We start from the raw sequence: 16,872 nt of genomic DNA, 5'->3' as shown, positions 1-16,872 counted from the left end.
GGGCGGCACGGGAGGCTGGAGAGGGGTCGTCGAACACAGTGCGCTCTTATAGCCCGGCGGCTCCTGGCTGTCGATTCGTCTGGTACCCGGAGGTTCCCGCCAGGGGGTGATCGGGTACCATGAGGGCTTTCCCTTCCGGCGGTCGACTCCCCCATGCATTGTCCCTTCTGCGGCGCCCACGACACCAAGGTCACGGATTCCCGGCTGGTTGCGGCCGGCGAGCAGGTGCGCCGGCGGCGTGAGTGCCTGGCCTGCCAGGAACGCTTCACCACCTTCGAGACCGCCGAACTGGTCCTGCCACGGCTGATCAAGCAGGACGGCACCCGCCAGCCCTTCGACGAGGACAAGTTGCGCGCCGGCATGCAGCGCGCCCTGGAGAAGCGCCCGGTCAGCGTCGAGCGTCTGGAAGAGGCCATCGCCCTGATCAAGCACCGCCTGCGCGCCACCGGCGAGCGGGAAATCCGGTCCCGGGTGGTGGGTGAACTGGTGATGGACGAACTGCGCAAGCTGGATCAGGTGGCCTACATCCGCTTCGCCTCGGTCTATCGGCAATTCCAGGACCTGGCCGAGTTCCGCGACGAAATCGAGCGGCTGGCCCAGGATCCGGGCAAGCAACCGGTATGAGCGACACGGACGCGGTGAACGACGAATTCTGGATGGCCCGCGCCCTGGCGCTGGCCGCCTGCGGCCGCTACAGCACGGCGCCCAATCCGCGGGTGGGCTGCGTGATCGTCCGTGACGGCCAGGTGGTGGGCGAGGGCTGGCATCGCCAGGCCGGCGGTCCCCATGCCGAGGTGCATGCGCTGCGCCAGGCAGGCGAGGCCGCGCGTGGCGCCACCGCCTATGTGACCCTGGAACCTTGCAGCCACCATGGCCGCACCCCGCCTTGCGCGGATGCCCTGGTGGCCGCCGGGGTGGCCGAGGTGGTGGCGGCCATGACCGATCCCAATCCGCTGGTGGCCGGTCGCGGCCTGGCGCGCCTCGCCGCCGCCGGCATCGCCACCCGCGCCGGGGTGCTGGAAGCCGAGGCGCGGGCGCTCAATGCCGGCTTCATCCAGCGCATGCTGACCGGGCGGCCCTTCGTGCGGGTCAAGCTGGCACTGAGCCTGGATGGCCGCACCGCCATGGCCAACGGCGAAAGCCAGTGGATCACCGGGCCGGCGGCGCGCCAGAGCGTGCAGCGACTGCGTGCCGAGGCGGGGGTGGTGATCACCGGCGCCGACACCGTGCTGGCCGATGGCGCGCGCCTGACCGTGCGCCCGAGCGAATTGGGCCTGAGTGGCCCAGAACTGGAGCTGGCCACCCTGCGCACGCCGCAGCGGCTGCTGGTGGACGGTCGTGGCCGGGTACCGCTGGACGTCCCCTTTTTCCAGGCCGGCGCGGCGCGGGTCGTCGGTATGGCCGGCGAGGCGCCGGCCTATGCGGCGGCCGGGCACGACTACCTGGCGCTGCCCGGCGCCCAGGGCCAGGTCGATCTGGCGGCGCTGCTGACCCGCCTGGGCAGCGAGCAGGTCAACGATGTGTTGGTGGAAGCCGGACCGCGTCTGGCCGGTGCCTTCGCCCAGGCCGGACTGGTCGATGAATATCACCTGTTCCTGGCGCCCAAGTTCCTCGGTTCCAGCGCCCGGCCGTTGCTGGACTGGCCGCTGGAGCACCTGGCCCAGGCGCCGCAGCTGGAAATCCTCAGTGCCACGCCGGTGGGCGCGGACCTGCACCTGATCGCCCGACCGGCCAGGGACACCTGACGCCCCTGGCCCCGCGGCGGCGAACTGTGTTACAAAACCTGCGCTGCCTGCGGGCGGCGAGTTCTCAGGGCGGGGTGCAATTCCCCACCGGCGGTAACGCCCGATCAGTCGGGACGAGCCCGCGAGCGCTCTCTCGTCCTCTGCGGCGGGGGAGGTCAGCAGACCCGGTTGGATTCCGGGGCCGACGGTCATAGTCCGGATGAGAGAGAACGGGATAGCCTCGCCTGGCAGGGGTGCGAGCCCCTCGTCCGTCTGATTTCCCTTCTGTCCGTGCGCCCTGTTTTTTCACCGAAACAGGAGTTCGTCGATGTCTAGCTGCACCGCCTTTCCGGCTCTACCTCTCGGAGGCCTGAGCTGATGTTTACCGGAATCATCGAAGCCCTCGGCGAGATCCGCGCTCTCACGCCCAAGGGCGGCGACGTGCGCCTCTATGTCGCCACCGGCAAGCTCGACCTTACCGACGTCAAGCTCGGCGACAGCATCGCCGTCAATGGCGTCTGCCTTACCGCCGTGGAATTGCCCGGCGACGGCTTCTGGGCCGACGTCAGTCGCGAGACCCTGAGCCTCACCAGCCTGGGCGGTCTCAAGCCCGGCAGCCGGGTCAACCTGGAAAAGGCGCTGATGCCCACCAGTCGCCTTGGCGGCCACCTGGTCAGCGGCCACGTGGACGGACTCGGCGAAGTGGTCTCCCGCGCCGATAACGCCCGCGCCGTGCAATTCCGCCTGCGCGCCCCGGCCGAGCTGGCCCGCTACATCGCGCTCAAGGGCTCAATCACCGTGGACGGCGTCAGCCTCACGGTGAACGCCGTGGACGGCGCCGAATTCGAGCTGACCATCGTCCCCCATACCCTCGGCGAGACCATCATGGCCGACTACCGGCCCGGACGCCGGGTGAATCTGGAGGTGGACCTGCTGGCCCGCTACCTGGAGCGCCTGCTGCTGGGCGACAAGGCCGCCGAGTCCAGCAAGGGCGGCGTCACCGAACACTTTCTCGCCGAACACGGCTATCTGCAGCGCTAAGGACGACACCGTGGCACTTTCCAGCATCGAAGACATCATCCAGGACATCCGCGCGGGCAAGATGGTCATCCTCATGGACGACGAGGACCGCGAGAACGAAGGCGACATCATCATCGCCTCCGAATGCGTCACCGCCGAACACATCAACTTCATGGCCCGCCATGCCCGCGGCCTGATCTGCATGCCCATGAGCAAGGGCCTCTGCGAACGCCTCAACCTGCCGATGATGGCCAGCCGCAACGCCTCCGGCTTCGGCACCAAGTTCACCGTGTCCATCGAGGCCGCCGAAGGCATCAGCACCGGCATCTCCGCCGCCGACCGCGCGCGCACCGTGCAGGCCGCCATCGCCAAGGACGCCAAGGCCGGCGACGTGGTCAGCCCCGGCCACATGTTCCCGCTGATGGCCCAGCCCGGCGGCGTGCTGGCGCGTGCCGGCCACACCGAGGCCGCCTGCGACCTGGCGCGCATGGCCGGTTTCGCCGAGAGCGGGGTGATCTGCGAGGTGATGAACGACGACGGCACCATGGCCCGGCGCGACGAACTCGAAGCCTTCGCCGAGCAGCACGGCCTCAAGGTCGGCACCATCGCCGATCTGATCCACTACCGTCTGCTCCACGAGCACACCGTCAAGCGTATCGACGAGCAGCAGCTGGAGACCGAACTCGGTCCGTTCAAGCTGGTGACCTACCGCGACGAGGTGGAGGGCGACGTCCACCTGGCGCTGATCCGTGGCGACCTGGCCGGCCAGGAGCTGCCGCTGGTACGGGTGCACAACATGGATCCGCTGCGCGACCTCCTGCAGGTGCACCAGCCAGGTCGCTGGAGTCTGCGCAGTGCCATGGAGCGCGTGGCCCGCGAAGGCACCGGCGTGGTGCTGCTGCTTGGTCACTCGATCGAGGGCGACGACCTGCTGGCGCACCTGCGCGAGCCGCTGCCGGTGCCCAAGGCGCTGTCCACCTACAGCACAGTCGGGGCCGGTTCGCAGATCCTCCGCGACCTGGGCATTCGTCAGATGCGTCTGCTCAGCTCGCCGATGAAGTTCAATGCCATATCCGGCTTCGACCTGGAAGTAGTAGACTATCTGCCTCCTGAAGAATGACCCTTCCGCCTGGCGCGCCCCGCCCGGGTGGCATGGCGCGCTTCACCTGGATTTCCACGGACGGCCTGGCACTGCCGGCCGTCCGGCTCTTTGACAACTGGACCCGCACATGAACATCAAGACCTTTGAAGGCACCTTCATCGCTCCTCAGGGCCGTTTCGCCCTGGTGGTCGGTCGCTTCAACAGCTTCGTCGTCGAAAGCCTGCTGCAGGGCGCCATCGACGCCCTGGTGCGTCACGGCATCAAGCCGGACGACCTGACCATCATCCGCGTCCCCGGCGCCTTCGAGATCCCGCTGGCGGTGCAGAAGATCGCCCAGCGCGACGAATTCGACGCCATCATCGCCCTCGGCGCGGTGATCCGTGGCGGCACCCCCCACTTCGAATACGTGGCCGGCGAGTGCACCAAGGGTTTGGCCCAGGTCTCCATGGAATTCGGCGTGCCGGTGTCCTTTGGCGTCCTGACCGTCGATTCCATTGAGCAGGCCATCGAGCGCTCCGGCACCAAGGCCGGCAACAAGGGCGCCGAAGCCGCCCTGTCCGCTCTGGAAATGGTCAGCCTGCTGGCGCAGCTGGAGGCCAAGTGAGCGGCGATCTGACTCCGCCCGCGGCCGGCAAGCCCGCGGGCAAGAAGGCCCCCACCGGCAAACTGGCTGCCCGCCGCGAAGCGCGCAGCCTGTCGGTCCAGGCCCTGTACCAGTGGCACATGGCGGGCCAGGCGATCAACGAGATCGAGGCGCAGTTTCGCGTCGACAATGATTTCGCCAAGGTCGACGGCGCCTATTTCCATGAAATCCTCCACGGTGTCCCGGCCAACAAGGGCGAGATCGACGGTCTGATCCTGCCCTGCCTGGACCGCGCCATGGACGAGGTCGACCCGGTCGAGCTGGCCGTGCTGCGACTGTCCTGCTACGAGCTGCTCAAGCGCATCGACGTGCCCTATCGCGTAGTGATCAACGAGGGCATCGAGCTGGCCAAGATCTTCGGCGCCACCGACGGCCACAAGTTCGTCAACGGCGTGCTGGACAAGCTGGCGCCCAAGCTGCGCAGCGCCGAGTTGCGCGGCAAGCGCTGATCGCCCGCGGGCATGGGTGAATTCGAACTCATCCGTCGCTATTTCGCCGCGGCGCCCTGCGCCCGTGGCGGACCCGGCGTGGCACTGGGCATCGGTGACGACTGCGCGCTGCTGGCACCCGTCCCGGGTGAACAGCTGGCGGTCTCCACCGATACCCTGACCGCCGGGGTGCATTTTCCCGATCCCTGCCCGGATGCCCATGGCCTCGGCCAGCGCGCCCTGGCGGTGAGCGCCAGCGACCTCGCCGCCATGGGCGCTACGCCGCTGGGCTTCACCCTGGCGCTGACCCTGCCGAGCATCGAGCCCGCCTGGCTGGAAGGCCTGGCGGCAGGCCTTGCGCAGATGGCCGAGCAGTGCGAGCTGCGCCTGGTCGGTGGTGACACCACCCGCGGTCCGCTGTCCCTCACTCTCACGGTCTTCGGTCAGGTACCGGCCGGTCAGGCGCTCTTGCGCAGCGGCGCCCGCCCGGGCGATCTGCTGTGCCTGGGCGGTGCGCCGGGCGAGGCCGGTGGGGCCTTGCCCTTCGTCCTCGGTCAGCGTGCCGCGGAGGGTGCCGCCAGTCGGCACCTGCTGGCACGCTACTGGGCCCCCCAGCCGCAATTCGACCTCGGCCTCTGGCTGCGGGGTCGGGCGACGGCGGCCCAGGACGTCTCCGATGGCCTGGTGGCCGATTGCGGCCATATCGCCACGGCCTCCGGCGTCCGCCTGGTCGTGGAGGCGGCGCGGCTGCCGGTGAGTTCGGCGCTGGCCGAACTCTTTCCCGCCGACGAGGTGCTGCGCCTGGCCCTCGGCGCAGGCGACGACTATCTGCTGGTCTTCACCCTGCCGCCGGACCAGGCGCCGGCCCTGGCCGCCGCCTGGCCCCAGGCGCAGGTGATCGGGCGAGTCGAGGCGGGCAGTGGCGTTGTCGTCCTCGCCGCCGACGGTCAACCCATGATCCCGGCGCAGGCCGGCTTCCAACATTTCTAGCGCCCCGCGCGGAGTCCTCTCTTGAGCGAACAGCAAGCCCCCGCCCAGCCGGTCCCTCCGTCGGTCTGGCGCGATCCCTGGCACTTCCTGGCCTTCGGCCTGGGTTCCGGTACCCTGCCCAAGGCGCCCGGGACCTGGGGTTCGCTGATCGCCTTGCCCTTCCTGCCGCTCTGGCAGCTGCTCGGCGGCTGGAGCTATCCGCTGCTGCTGGTGCTGGTGACCGTCTTCGGCTGCTGGTTGTGCGGCAAGGTCGCCCGCGAGCTGGGCGTGCACGATCACGAGGGCATCGTCTGGGACGAGATGGTCGGCATCTGGATCACCTTCTGGCTGGCGCCGCCGGGCCTGATCTGGCTGCTGGTGGGTTTCGTCGCCTTCCGCGTGCTGGACATCTGCAAGCCCTGGCCAATCCGCTGGCTGGATGTCAATGTCCGCGGCGGCGTCGGCATCATGGTCGACGATGTACTGGCCGGCATCCTCGCCTGGCTGGTGGTTCAGGGATTACACATCGGTTGGGGTCATCTCGTCGGCTGACGAGACGCAGGCCCAAGGAGCAGGGCAGTGAAAAGACTGGGCGCGTACGGCCTCCTGTTGGCCGTCGGTTCGCTCGCCTGGGCGCAACCCCAGGTCAGGGTCGTGGGGTTGTTCAACGGCGCGGCGGTGGTCAACGTCAATGGCCAGCGCAAGTTGCTGCGGGTCGGCCAGCGCCTGGACGACGTCGAGGTGGTCAGCGCGGATCCCCAGCAGGCGGTGCTGCGCATAGACGGCCGGACCCAGGCCTTTACCCTCGACCGCGAATATAGCGATGGCTACAGCGCCCCGCAGCGCCGCGAATTCAGCGTGCCGCGCAGCAACAACGGCCATTACCAGGTCACCGCCAACGTCAATGGCCGTCCGGTGTCGCTGCTGGTGGACACCGGCGCCACCAGCGTCGCCCTGAGTGGCGCCCAGGCCGATCAGCTGGGCATCAGCTATCGCGACGGCACCCCGGGCTGGGTGGAGACCGCCAGCGGCCATGCCCGCGCCTGGCGCACCACGCTCAAGCAGGTGCGCCTGGGCGATGTCGAGGTGGTCGGGGTGGACGCCATGGTCCTGGAAGGCAACTATCCCAGCCAGGGCCTGCTGGGCATGAGTTTCCTCAACCGCGTGGGCTGGCGCGAGGCCCAGGGCATCTTCTACGTCCAGGCACGCTGATAGATCATCGGGTATCGACGTCATAACCCCTGGCGATGACGCCGGAGCCGGGGAAAAGGTTACAATGTACGTCTTTCCCCGCCAGGAGCCCGCAGGTGTCCGTCGTCTTTGTCGCCGCCTCCCAACTGCCCACCCCCTTTGGCCTGTTCACCATGCACGGTTTCCTCGACGAAACCGATGGCAAGGAGCACGTCGCCCTGACCTTCGGTGACGTGGCCGATGGCGAGCCGGTCCTGGGACGGCTGCATTCCGAGTGCCTGACCGGCGACGCGCTGTTCAGCCTGAGATGCGACTGTGGCTTCCAGCTGGAAGCGGCGCTGCGCGCCATCGCCGAAGCCGGGCGTGGCGTGCTGCTCTATCTGCGCCAGGAAGGACGCGGCATCGGCCTGCTCAACAAGATCCGCGCCTATGAGTTGCAGGATGCCGGCGCCGATACCGTGGAAGCCAACGAGCGCCTGGGTTTCGGCGCCGACCAGCGTACCTATGCGCTGTGCAAGCCGATGCTCGAACACCTCGGCATCACCTCGCTGCGGCTGATGACCAACAATCCGCGCAAGGTGAAGGCGCTCGAGGTCCTGGGCATCCCGGTCGCTGAGCGGGTGCCGCTGCAGGAAGGCCTCAATCCGCACAACCGCCGCTATCTGCTGACCAAGGCCGGCAAGCTCGGCCACATGCTCGGCAATCTGCATCAGAACGAAGAGACCGCCGATCCGGCCTCCTGATCAGCCGGCTGCGCGCGCCGGTTCCAGGCGCTGCGCGGCTTCCTGCAATTCCAGTACCTGTTGATCCACGTTGCGACTGGCGCCCAGGGTGGTCTGGGCCAGCTCGGCGCTGCGCCGTGCCTGGTCCTGGGCCGCCTGGCTGCGTAGCTGCAGCTGGTTGCCGCTGGTATCCAGGGCCTCCAGGGTGTGGCCGATGTGGGTCAGGTGCTCCTGCAGCGCGCCGACATCGCGATCGATGGCGCCCAAGGCCTCCTGGGCCTGGTCCGAACGACTGCGCGAGGTCTGGGCGTCCGCCTTGCAGCGCTGCATGGCGGCCACCGCCTGTTCCGACAGCAGGCGGATCTGGTCGAGGATGCTGGCGATCTCGCGGGTGGAATCCGCCGAATGATTGGCCAGGCGCCGCACCTCGTCGGCGACCACGGCGAAGCCGCGTCCCTGATCGCCGGCGCGGGCCGCTTCGATGGCGGCGTTGAGCGCCAGCAGGTTGGTCTGTTCGGCGATGCCGCGGATGGTGTCGGTGACATGGCGCACCGCGTGGGTCTGCTCGTTGAGCGCGCTGATGGTGCTGGCCGAGGTGCCGATGGTGCCATCGAGGATTTCCAGATCGCGGGCCACCTGGCCGACCAGCAGATTGCCGTGGTCGCTGCCGTTGCGTGCCCGGGTCGAGAGGCCGCTGCTGTCGCGCACATGGGCGGCCATCTCCTGGCTGCCCTGCAGCATCGTCTGCATGGCCTGGGTGTTGGCCTCGGCCGCCTGCCATTGCTGTTCGGCTTCCTGGCTGGCGTGCTGGGCCCCGCGCTGCAGACTGGCGGCATCGGCGCTGAGGGCGCGGGTGACCTGCTTGACGGTCTGCAGCGAGGTGTCGAGGCGATCGACGAAGCTGTTGATCCAGACCGCCAGCTCGCCGGTCTCGTCGGCGCGAAAGCCCTGGCGATCCAGGCGCTGGTCGAGACTGGCGCCGCATTCGGCGATGTCGAGGAAGAAGTCGCCCAGGCGTTGCAGGCGACGGGTACAGGGCCGCACCACCAAACCGCCGTAGAGCGCCAGGGCGAGGGCTGCACTGCCCAGGGCGAAGCCGCTCTGCCACAGCGGTTGCCAGAGGCTGAGTGCGGCCTGCAGGCCCCAGGCGCCACCGGCCAGCAGCAGGGCGCCGAGCAGCAGGTGCTGGGTCAGGCTGCCGCCACGATAGGCTTCTTCCAGATCCGCTTCGCAGAGCAGGCCCCAGGTATCCGGCGAACCGGGCAATTGCAGGGTGAGGCCGGCGCCAATCACCGGGACGTGGCGGTAATCGGAATAGCCCGGATAGGCGACGAACAGATTGCGCCCCTTGCGAATGGTCTCGCGCACCCCAGGGTGCAGTTCCTTGGTCGCCGGGGCGGTGAATTTCAGCTCGAACTCGGTGTGCTCGCGGATCCGTACCGTCCCGAAGGGGGTGGCGACCCCTTGCTTGAGGTTATCGCCGGCGGTGAAGGTGGCGTCTTCGAAGCGCGAGCGCGACAGCGCGGTGCCGGGCGCTATGCTGGGGTCGGCGACCGCCTTGACCATGAACAGGTAGTTGTCGCCGGAATCCGGAAAGACATGCCCAGCCTCGCGCTGAATGAGATCGCTGAGGACATCGTTGGGCAGGCGCAGACAGAGACAGCCCAGCGGCTTGCCGGCTTGGCGCAGCGGCTGGTGGAACAGCAGGGTGACGGCATCGTGGAAGGCCGAGGTGGTCGGGCCCAGGGCAAGGGTGACCGGATCGCGATAGGGGCCTTGCAGAAAGGGCGCCTGCAGACCGCGGGCGAGGGCCGCGGCGTCGTGCCGCTGCCCCTGGCGCTGACGTGCGGTGGAGGCGAGGACCAGGCCCTGGGTATCCACCACGAAGAGTTCGGAGGCCGCGCCCAGGTGCAGCAGGGCGTCGTCCAGGATTTGGGGATCCAGCGCGGGCCAGCCGGTCTCCACCGCCGCGGCGATCCGTTCCAGTTGCTGCCAGTGTCTCTGGGTCCAGGTCAGCAGCAGATCACGACGGGTGCCGGCCAGGCCGGCAAAGGTCTTTTCCAGGCGTGCCTGTCGACCTCCGTTGCGCAGGCAGGCCCAGCCACGGGCAATCTTTCCATTGCGCCCCAGCCAGGGCAGCCAGCGGCGCTCGGGGCCGCTCAGATCCATGTCACTCATAACACCCATCCTTGTCGCCACGCTGATTGCAGTCAGCAGCCAGCATGGTGGGGGCTCCAGCCGCGCACTAGAGCGGCTGGACGAGGTGTCGGTGCCTTCAGATCAGCGGTGCGCGGCCCTTTAGGCGGAGGCACCGCGGGCCAGGCGTGGCGAGGTATCGGCCTGGGCGGCTTCCAGCCGTGCCAGGCGCTCGCGTACCGCGCGCTCGATCCCGGCGACGTCCAAACCGCACTCGGCCAGCATGTCGGCCGGCTTGGCGTGTTCGATGTAGCTGTCCGGCAGACCCAGATTCAGCACCGGCTGGACCAGGGCATTGGCCTGCAGGAATTCGTTGACCGCACTGCCGGCACCGCCCATGACGCTGTTTTCCTCGACGGTGACCAGCAGGTCGTGGTCGGCGGCGAACTGGCGGATCAGGGCTTCGTCCAGCGGCTTGACGAATCTCATGTCGGCCACGCTGGCGTCCAGGCGCTCAGCGACCTGCAGGGCCTCGGCCAGTTGCACGCCAAACACCAGGAAGCCGACGGTGGTGCCGTTTTTCAGGCTGCTCTGGCGACGCACCACGCCCTTGCCGATGGGCAGGGGTTCCAGGCCCGGATCCAGGGCGGCGTTGGGACCGCTGCCACGCGGGTAGCGCACCGCAGCGGGACCCTGATGGCGATAGCCGGTGGTGAGCAGGCGGCGCAGCTCGTTCTCGTCGCTGGGCGCCATGATGACCATGCCGGGGATGCAGCGCAGGTAGGACAGGTCGAAACTGCCGGCATGGGTCGGGCCGTCTTCGCCGACCAGGCCAGCGCGGTCGATGGCGAAGAGCACGTCCAGATGCTGCACCGCCACGTCATGGATCAGCTGATCGTAGCCACGCTGCAGGAAGGTGGAGTAGATGGCCACCACCGGCTTCATGCCGTCGCAGGCGAGGCCCGCGGCCAGGGTCACCGCGTGCTGCTCGGCGATGGCCACGTCGAAGTAGCGCTCGGGATAGCGTTCGGCGAAGCGGATCAGGTCGGAGCCTTCCTTCATCGCCGGGGTGATGCCCACCAGCTTGGCATCGGCGGCGGCCATGTCGCACAGCCAGTCGCCAAAGATGTTGGAGTACTTGGGCGCGCCCGGGCGCTTGGGCTTGGCGTCCAGCGGCTCCAGCTTGGTGATGGCGTGGTAGCCGATGGGGTCTGCCTCGGCGATGGACAGGCCCTTGCCCTTGCGGGTGATGACATGGAGGAACTGCGGGCCCTTGGCGTCGCGCAGATTGCGCAGGGTGGTGACCAGGGTCGGCAGGTCATGACCGTCGATGGGGCCGATGTAGTTCCAGCCCAGTTCCTCGAACAGGGTGCCGGGTACCAGCATGCCCTTGGCGGCCTCTTCGGTGCGGCGGGCGATTTCCCAGGCACCGGGCAGCTTGGAGAGGGCCTTCTTGCCGTTCTCGCGCAGGTGCTGGTAGGTGCGGCTGGAGAGCAGTCGCGCCAGGTAGTTGGACAGGCCACCGACGTTGCGCGAGATGGACATGTCGTTGTCGTTGAGCACAACCAGCATGTTGGCGCCGGTATCCGAGGCGTGGTTGAGGGCCTCGAAGGCCATGCCCGCGGTCAGGGCGCCGTCGCCGATCACCGCCACCGACTTGCGCTCGATGCCTTGCAGCTGGGCGGCGATGGCCATGCCCAGGGCGGCGCCGATGGAGGTGCTGGAGTGACCGACGCCAAAGGTGTCGTACTCGCTCTCGCTGCGGCGGGGGAAGGCGGCCAGGCCGTCCTTCTGGCGCAGGCTGGCCATGCCCTCGCGGCGACCGGTGAGGATCTTGTGCGGATAGGCCTGGTGACCGACGTCCCACACCAGCCGGTCTTCCGGGGTGTTGAAGACGTAGTGCAGGGCCACGGTCAGTTCGATGACGCCGAGGCCGGCGCCGAAATGACCGCCGGTCTGGCCCACGGTCCACAGGAGAAAGGCGCGCAGTTCGTCGGCGACGGCTTCCAGCTCGGCGTCACCGAGCTGGCGCAGCTGGACCGGCGAGTCGATGCGGTCGAGCAGGGGCGTCGCGGGACGCTGGCGGGGAATCTCGTGAAACGTCTTGGGCATCTGGCTGATCACTTTGCGCAGAGAATTAGGCAGTTTACCCGATGCCCGCGTGGCATCCCAACAGCGGACAGGGCGTCTTGTTATGCCCCTGTGACAACGGACCCGGGGGCAAATGCGGCCCGGGTCACGAGTTTTTCCGCCGGGAAGCGGCTAGCTGCGCCTGGCGACGATGTAGCGGGCCAGGGCGCGCAGGGGTTCGGCGGGCTCGCCCAGGGCCTCGATGGCGGCCAGGGCAGTGTCGCGCAGCTCCAGGGCATAGGCCTTGGCCGCGTCCAGGCCGAGCAGCGCCGGGTAGGTCGGTTTGTCGCGGGCGAGATCGGCGCCCTGGCGTTTGCCCAGGGTCTGGGTATCGCTTTCGATGTCGAGCACGTCGTCCCAGACCTGGAAGGCCAGGCCGATGGCCTCGGCATAGCGGCCCAGGGCCTCACGCTCGCCGGCACCGGCGGCTTCGCTGGCCAGGGCGCCGAGTTGCACGCTGGCGGCGATCAGGGCGCCGGTCTTGTGCAGGTGCATGGTCTCCAGCGCCGGCTGGTCGATGCGCCGGCCGACCGATTCCAGGTCGATGGCCTGGCCGCCGACCATGCCCGCCGGGCCGCTGGCGCGCGCCAGCACCGCGACCATCTCCAGCCGCACCGCGGCGTCCTGGGGCGCCGCCAGCAGGGTCTCGAAGGCCAGGGTCTGCAGGCCGTCGCCGGCGAGGATGGCGCAGGCCTCGTCATAGGCCTTGTGGGTGGTGGGCCGGCCGCGGCGCAGGTCGTCGTCGTCCATGGCCGGCAGGTCGTCGTGGACCAGGGAATAGGCGTGGATCAGCTCCACCGCGCAGGCGGCCTGGTCGGCGCGCGCCGGATCGCCGCCCAGGGCTTCGCAGGCGGCATAGACCAGCAGCGGCCGCACCCGCTTGCCGCCGCCCATGACGCTGTAGGCCATGGCCGCATAGAGCCGGGCGAGTTCGGCGCGCGGGGCGGTGAAGAGCGGGGCGAGGGCGGTGTCGACGCGGCTCTGGCAGCGCTGCTGGTAGGCCTCGATCATGCGTCGTCCCCAACCGGGGCGAAGGGCGCGGCGCTGAGTTCGCCGTCCTTTTCCAGCAGGATCTGCACCTTCTGCTCGGCTTGGGCTAGGGCGCCCTGGCATTCGCGGGTCAGGCGGATGCCCTGTTCGAAGGCGCCGAGGGAGTCCTCCAGGGACAGCTCGCCACTTTCCAGGCGTTCCACCAGGGTCTGCAACTCGGCCAGGGATTGTTCGAAGTCGGGAGCTTTCTTGCGGGCCATCGGGATTCTCGACAGAGGCGATCGGGTCGCGGGAAGGGGGCAATGGGTCGGCCATTGTGCCACAGCCATCGGCGCCGCTTGACGCCATGCCCGGCCAGGCCCTAGGGTAGCGGTCATGAAAACGCGTAGCCACCAACGCCCCAGCATTATTACCGCCATTACCTGATGGCGGGACAGCGTTAGCTGCGCAACCAGACCCGCCCGAGAGGCGGGTTTGTACTTTCTGACTCCTGGGCCAATGCGAAGACCAGGAGAGCTCCATGTCTACCGCTGCGCTGTGTGCTCGTATCCAGAGAGCAGATGCTCTCATCAATAGCCGCGATTTCGCGGCGCTGGCCGACTTCTATACCGAGGATGCCCTATTGGTACTCAGGCCAGGGCTCCAGGTGAATGGCCGCATTGCTATCATCGGGGCCTTCGAGCGCATCGCCGCGCATTTCGGAGATGACTTGCAGGTGCGGCAATCCTGTTTTCAGGTTCTGGCCACTTGTGACACTGCGTTAGTTCTCGCGCGCTTGGCGCTGGGATCGGCAGACCAGCCCGTGGCGCAGCGTCAGGCTACCTATGTCTTTCGACGGGAAGCCGATGACCAGTGGCGTTGTGCAGTAGATAACTCCTATGGGACTGGGCTGCTGGATGCCCAGATGGAGGCCGCGCCATGACCGTCCAGGAACCCGCCACCGATCTCTTGCAGCGCTATGCCCGCAAGATCCTCGAAGCCCCCGTCTACGACGTGGCCATCGAAACGCCCCTGCAACCGGCGCGGGCGCTGTCCGAACGACTGGGCTGCCAGGTGCTGCTCAAGCGCGAAGACCTGCAGCCGGTGTTCTCCTTCAAGATCCGTGGTGCCTACACCAAGCTGGCCAGCCTCTCGGCCAGCGAAAAGGCCCGTGGCGTCATCACCGCCAGCGCCGGCAACCACGCCCAGGGCCTGTCCCTGGCGGCCCGCGAACTGGGGGTGCGGGCGATCATCGTGATGCCACGCACCACGCCGGAGCTCAAGGTCATCGGCGTGCAATCGCGCGGTGGCGAGGTGGTGCTGCACGGCGACGCCTTCCCCGAGGCCCTGGCCGAGGCGCTGCGCCTGGTCGAGGAGCAGGGTTACACCTTCGTCCCGCCTTACGATGATCCCGACGTCATCGCCGGTCAGGGCACCGTGGCCATGGAGATCCTGCGCCAGCATCCGGGGCGGTTGGATGCCATCTTCGTCCCGGTCGGGGGCGGTGGTCTGATCGCCGGTGTCGCGGCCTACGTGAAATACCTGCGGCCCGAGATCAGGATCATCGGCGTCGAACCGGACGATTCCAACTGCCTGCAGCAGGCCATGGCCGCCGGCGAGCGGGTGGTCTTACCGCGGGTGGGGCTGTTCGCCGACGGCGTGGCCGTGGCCCAGATCGGCCATCACACCTTCGAGATCTGCCGCCGTTATGTCGACGAGGTCATCACCGTCAGCTCGGATGAGATCTGCGCGGCGATCAAGGACATCTACGACGATACCCGCTCCATCACCGAGCCCTCGGGCGCCCTGGGCGTGGCGGGGATCAAGAAATACGCCGAGCGGGAAGGTTCGAGCGGCCAGGTGCTGGTGGCCATCGACTCCGGCGCCAACATCAATTTCGATCGGCTGAGACACGTGGCCGAGCGCGCCGAACTGGGCGAGCAGCGCGAAGCCATCATCGCCGTGACCATTCCCGAGCGGCCGGGCAGCTTCCGCGCCTTCTGCGAGGCCCTGGGCCGGCGGCAGATCACCGAGTTCAACTATCGCTATCACACCGGCGAAGAGGCGCACATCTTCGTCGGCGTCCAGACCCATCCTCAGCGCGATCCGCGCGACGCCCTCATCCAGGGCCTGCGCGATCAGGGTTTTCCGGTGCTGGACCTGACCGACAACGAGCTGGCCAAGCTGCATATCCGCCACACCGTGGGCGGCCATGCCGCGCGGGTCGGCCAGGAGCAGGTGTTCCGCTTCGAATTCCCCGAGCGTCCCGGGGCACTGTTCGACTTTCTCGAACGCCTGGGCGGGCGCTGGAACATCAGCATGTTCCATTACCGCAACCACGGCGCGGCGGACGGCCGGGTGTTCGCGGGGCTGGAAGCCAGCCAAGCCGAGCGGGAAGAGCTGCTGGCGACCCTGGATGCCATCGGCTATCGCTACTGGGACGAGACGGAGAATCCGGCGTATCGGTTGTTCATTGGATAGACCGAGTCAGAAGGATCGCGGCCATGGGCCGCTCCTACCTCGGACCTACGGTCACACCTGAGCCTGTAGGAGCGGCCCATGGCCGCGATTGGCACTGGGGCCTATCAGTGGAAAACGCTGCGCGGTTTTCCACGCTACGAAGCCCGGGCACAAGACGCCGGACCTCAATCCGCGTCGTAGCGGGCGCTGAAGGCCCGCACGAAGGCGTTGCGCAGGATATTGAAGAAGGCCTGCAGCGGGCTGATGTCCTGGTTCTTCACGCTGCCCGAGAGATCCACCCGGGTGGCGAACTGGTCGCGGGGCTGGTTCTTCAGCAGCGTCTGGGCCGTGCCGACCACGGCTTCCCAGGCGCTTTCCAGGGCGTTCTTGTTGCGATTCTCGACATCCTGCTGCCAGTCGAAGATATCGACGTTCTTCATCAGGGGTTTGACGTAGCCGCTGAGCCGGCCATCCACCGCCTTGGCTTCGACCACCACGTCACCGCTGCCGGCGCGGAAATCGAACTTGCCATAGGCACGGGCGAAGTCGTTGAGCTTGGGCAGGTCGATGTCGGTCACGCGCAGACGGAAGTCGAAGTCGGTGAAGTCCTTGAAGGGATCGAAGCGGGCACTGGCTTCCAGCGGCGCGCTGCCGAGCACGGCGGCCTTGCCTTCGAAGTGGGCGATGCGTTCGCCCTGGGCATCGGCGGCGTTGGTCAGGTTGTAGAGGCTGGCATTGACGTCGGTGGCCGCCAGATTCACCTGGGGCTTGGAATTGAAGTTGCGGAAGGTCACCCGTCCATTGACCACCCGCACCTCGTCGAGGGTGATGGAGATCAGCTTGTCCACCTGGTCCTGCCAGTCGGTGCCTTCACCGGTCTGCGACTGGTCCTTGCGTGCGCCGCCGTCGACGAAGTTGAGTTCGGGGCGATCGAAGAGGATGCGTCCGACGATGGCATGGTCCCGCCACAGCGAGCGCCAGCTCACCGCGATGTCGATGCTGGGCGCCTTGAGAAAGGGCACCGGCACCTTGCCGTTGACCTTGACGATCTCCAGCCCCTCGATGCGATAGGCGCCGCGCCACCAGGCCAGGTCCACGTCGGTTACCTGGCCGCGGTAGTCGCCCATGTCCGCCAGCTTGTCGTTGAGGTAGTGACGGATGAGCAGGGGTGCGGCCAGGTGCAAGCACAGCAGCAGGACGACCAGGCCGAGGAGAATATAAAGAGGCAGGCGCAGACGACGGGACATGACGGTGGCTCGGGACAAACTTCGTCCCCGGTCGACCCTGGGCGCCCCGCCTGAGTTTCTTGCGACCAGGCGTGACGGGAGGAGCCGGTCGCGGCGCTGGCAACGAAGGGCTCTGGCTTGCCGCCTGGCGA

At 67.9% G+C, this 16,872-nt stretch carries 17 protein-coding genes and 1 riboswitch; of the genes, 12 read left to right on the top strand and 5 right to left on the bottom strand.

Going from position 1 to position 16,872, the window contains the following annotated elements; genetic code table 11:
* Positions 1-153 precede the first annotated feature (153 nt).
* The 10 genes from nrdR to ribA all read left to right on the top strand — a co-directional run bounded on the left by nrdR (position 154) and on the right by ribA (position 7,820).
* Positions 154-624, top strand: a complete 471-nt coding sequence (gene nrdR, locus OXS31_RS08060; RefSeq protein ID WP_007161213.1) for a transcriptional regulator NrdR — start codon at positions 154-156, stop codon at positions 622-624.
* Positions 621-1,745, top strand: coding sequence for a bifunctional diaminohydroxyphosphoribosylaminopyrimidine deaminase/5-amino-6-(5-phosphoribosylamino)uracil reductase RibD (gene ribD, locus OXS31_RS08055; RefSeq protein WP_267398648.1), 1,125 nt, complete (start codon positions 621-623; stop codon positions 1,743-1,745). The genes nrdR and ribD overlap by 4 nt, the downstream gene beginning before the upstream one ends.
* 56 nt (positions 1,746-1,801) lie before the next feature.
* A riboswitch (FMN riboswitch) is annotated at positions 1,802-1,960 on the top strand.
* A 142-nt stretch (positions 1,961-2,102) separates the two neighbouring features.
* Positions 2,103-2,765: a riboflavin synthase gene (locus OXS31_RS08050; RefSeq protein WP_027599170.1), complete on the top strand. Its 663-nt coding sequence runs from the start codon at positions 2,103-2,105 to the stop codon at positions 2,763-2,765.
* A 10-nt stretch (positions 2,766-2,775) separates the two neighbouring features.
* Positions 2,776-3,864 (top strand): bifunctional 3,4-dihydroxy-2-butanone-4-phosphate synthase/GTP cyclohydrolase II, encoded by a 1,089-nt coding sequence (gene ribBA / locus OXS31_RS08045; protein ID WP_007161210.1) that lies wholly within the window; start codon positions 2,776-2,778, stop codon positions 3,862-3,864.
* Positions 3,865-3,973: 109 nt separating this feature from the next.
* Complete coding sequence (ribE, locus tag OXS31_RS08040; protein WP_007161209.1) at positions 3,974-4,450, top strand: 6,7-dimethyl-8-ribityllumazine synthase; 477 nt, start codon at positions 3,974-3,976, stop codon at positions 4,448-4,450.
* Between the two features lie 8 nt (positions 4,451-4,458).
* Positions 4,459-4,938 (top strand): transcription antitermination factor NusB, encoded by a 480-nt coding sequence (gene nusB / locus OXS31_RS08035; protein ID WP_027599169.1) that lies wholly within the window; start codon positions 4,459-4,461, stop codon positions 4,936-4,938.
* A 12-nt stretch (positions 4,939-4,950) separates the two neighbouring features.
* Complete coding sequence (gene thiL / locus OXS31_RS08030) at positions 4,951-5,907, top strand: thiamine-phosphate kinase (RefSeq protein WP_169853342.1); 957 nt, start codon at positions 4,951-4,953, stop codon at positions 5,905-5,907.
* Positions 5,908-5,928: 21 nt separating this feature from the next.
* Positions 5,929-6,438, top strand: coding sequence for a phosphatidylglycerophosphatase A (locus tag OXS31_RS08025; RefSeq protein ID WP_042137302.1), 510 nt, complete (start codon positions 5,929-5,931; stop codon positions 6,436-6,438).
* Between the two features lie 27 nt (positions 6,439-6,465).
* Entirely contained in the window at positions 6,466-7,098 is a 633-nt protein-coding gene (locus OXS31_RS08020; RefSeq protein WP_027599166.1) for a TIGR02281 family clan AA aspartic protease, read from the top strand.
* Positions 7,099-7,193: 95 nt separating this feature from the next.
* Positions 7,194-7,820: a GTP cyclohydrolase II gene (gene ribA, locus OXS31_RS08015; RefSeq protein ID WP_027601106.1), complete on the top strand. Its 627-nt coding sequence runs from the start codon at positions 7,194-7,196 to the stop codon at positions 7,818-7,820.
* Here the strand turns inward: ribA and OXS31_RS08010 are convergent, their stop codons facing one another.
* The 4 genes from OXS31_RS08010 to OXS31_RS07995 form a co-directional block, all read right to left on the bottom strand.
* Positions 7,821-9,977, bottom strand: coding sequence for a methyl-accepting chemotaxis protein (locus OXS31_RS08010; protein ID WP_267398645.1), 2,157 nt, complete (start codon positions 9,975-9,977; stop codon positions 7,821-7,823).
* Between the two features lie 120 nt (positions 9,978-10,097).
* Entirely contained in the window at positions 10,098-12,047 is a 1,950-nt protein-coding gene (gene dxs, locus OXS31_RS08005) for a 1-deoxy-D-xylulose-5-phosphate synthase (protein WP_267398644.1), read from the bottom strand.
* Between the two features lie 150 nt (positions 12,048-12,197).
* Positions 12,198-13,076 carry a farnesyl diphosphate synthase gene (locus OXS31_RS08000; RefSeq protein WP_077171392.1) on the bottom strand — a complete coding sequence of 293 codons (879 nt, stop codon included), beginning with the start codon at positions 13,074-13,076 and terminating at the stop codon, positions 12,198-12,200.
* The gene (locus OXS31_RS07995) at positions 13,073-13,315 is read right to left on the bottom strand and encodes an exodeoxyribonuclease VII small subunit (protein ID WP_007161201.1); all 243 of its coding nucleotides are present in this window, start codon (positions 13,313-13,315) and stop codon (positions 13,073-13,075) included. The genes OXS31_RS08000 and OXS31_RS07995 overlap by 4 nt, the downstream gene beginning before the upstream one ends.
* A gap of 260 nt (positions 13,316-13,575) precedes the next feature.
* On the opposite strand from OXS31_RS07995, the gene OXS31_RS07990 reads away from it, so the two are divergent.
* A complete protein-coding gene (locus OXS31_RS07990) occupies positions 13,576-13,977 on the top strand; it encodes a DUF4440 domain-containing protein (RefSeq protein ID WP_077171393.1) in 402 nt (133 codons plus the stop codon).
* A complete protein-coding gene (ilvA, locus tag OXS31_RS07985; protein ID WP_267398643.1) occupies positions 13,974-15,515 on the top strand; it encodes a threonine ammonia-lyase, biosynthetic in 1,542 nt (513 codons plus the stop codon). Before OXS31_RS07990 ends, ilvA begins: the two co-directional genes overlap by 4 nt.
* Before the next feature lie 164 nt (positions 15,516-15,679).
* Here ilvA and OXS31_RS07980 read toward each other — a convergent pair whose 3' ends face one another.
* The gene (locus tag OXS31_RS07980) at positions 15,680-16,741 is read right to left on the bottom strand and encodes a DUF748 domain-containing protein (RefSeq protein WP_267398642.1); all 1,062 of its coding nucleotides are present in this window, start codon (positions 16,739-16,741) and stop codon (positions 15,680-15,682) included.
* Positions 16,742-16,872: the final 131 nt, after the last annotated feature.

It is taken from the genome of Pseudomonas sp. GM_Psu_1 (genome assembly GCF_026544185.1).
GTDB lineage: Bacteria > Pseudomonadota > Gammaproteobacteria > Pseudomonadales > Pseudomonadaceae > Chryseomonas > Chryseomonas oryzihabitans.
The sequence above is the reverse complement of the archived record's forward strand: the minus strand, read 5'-3'. Positions and strand labels throughout refer to the sequence as shown.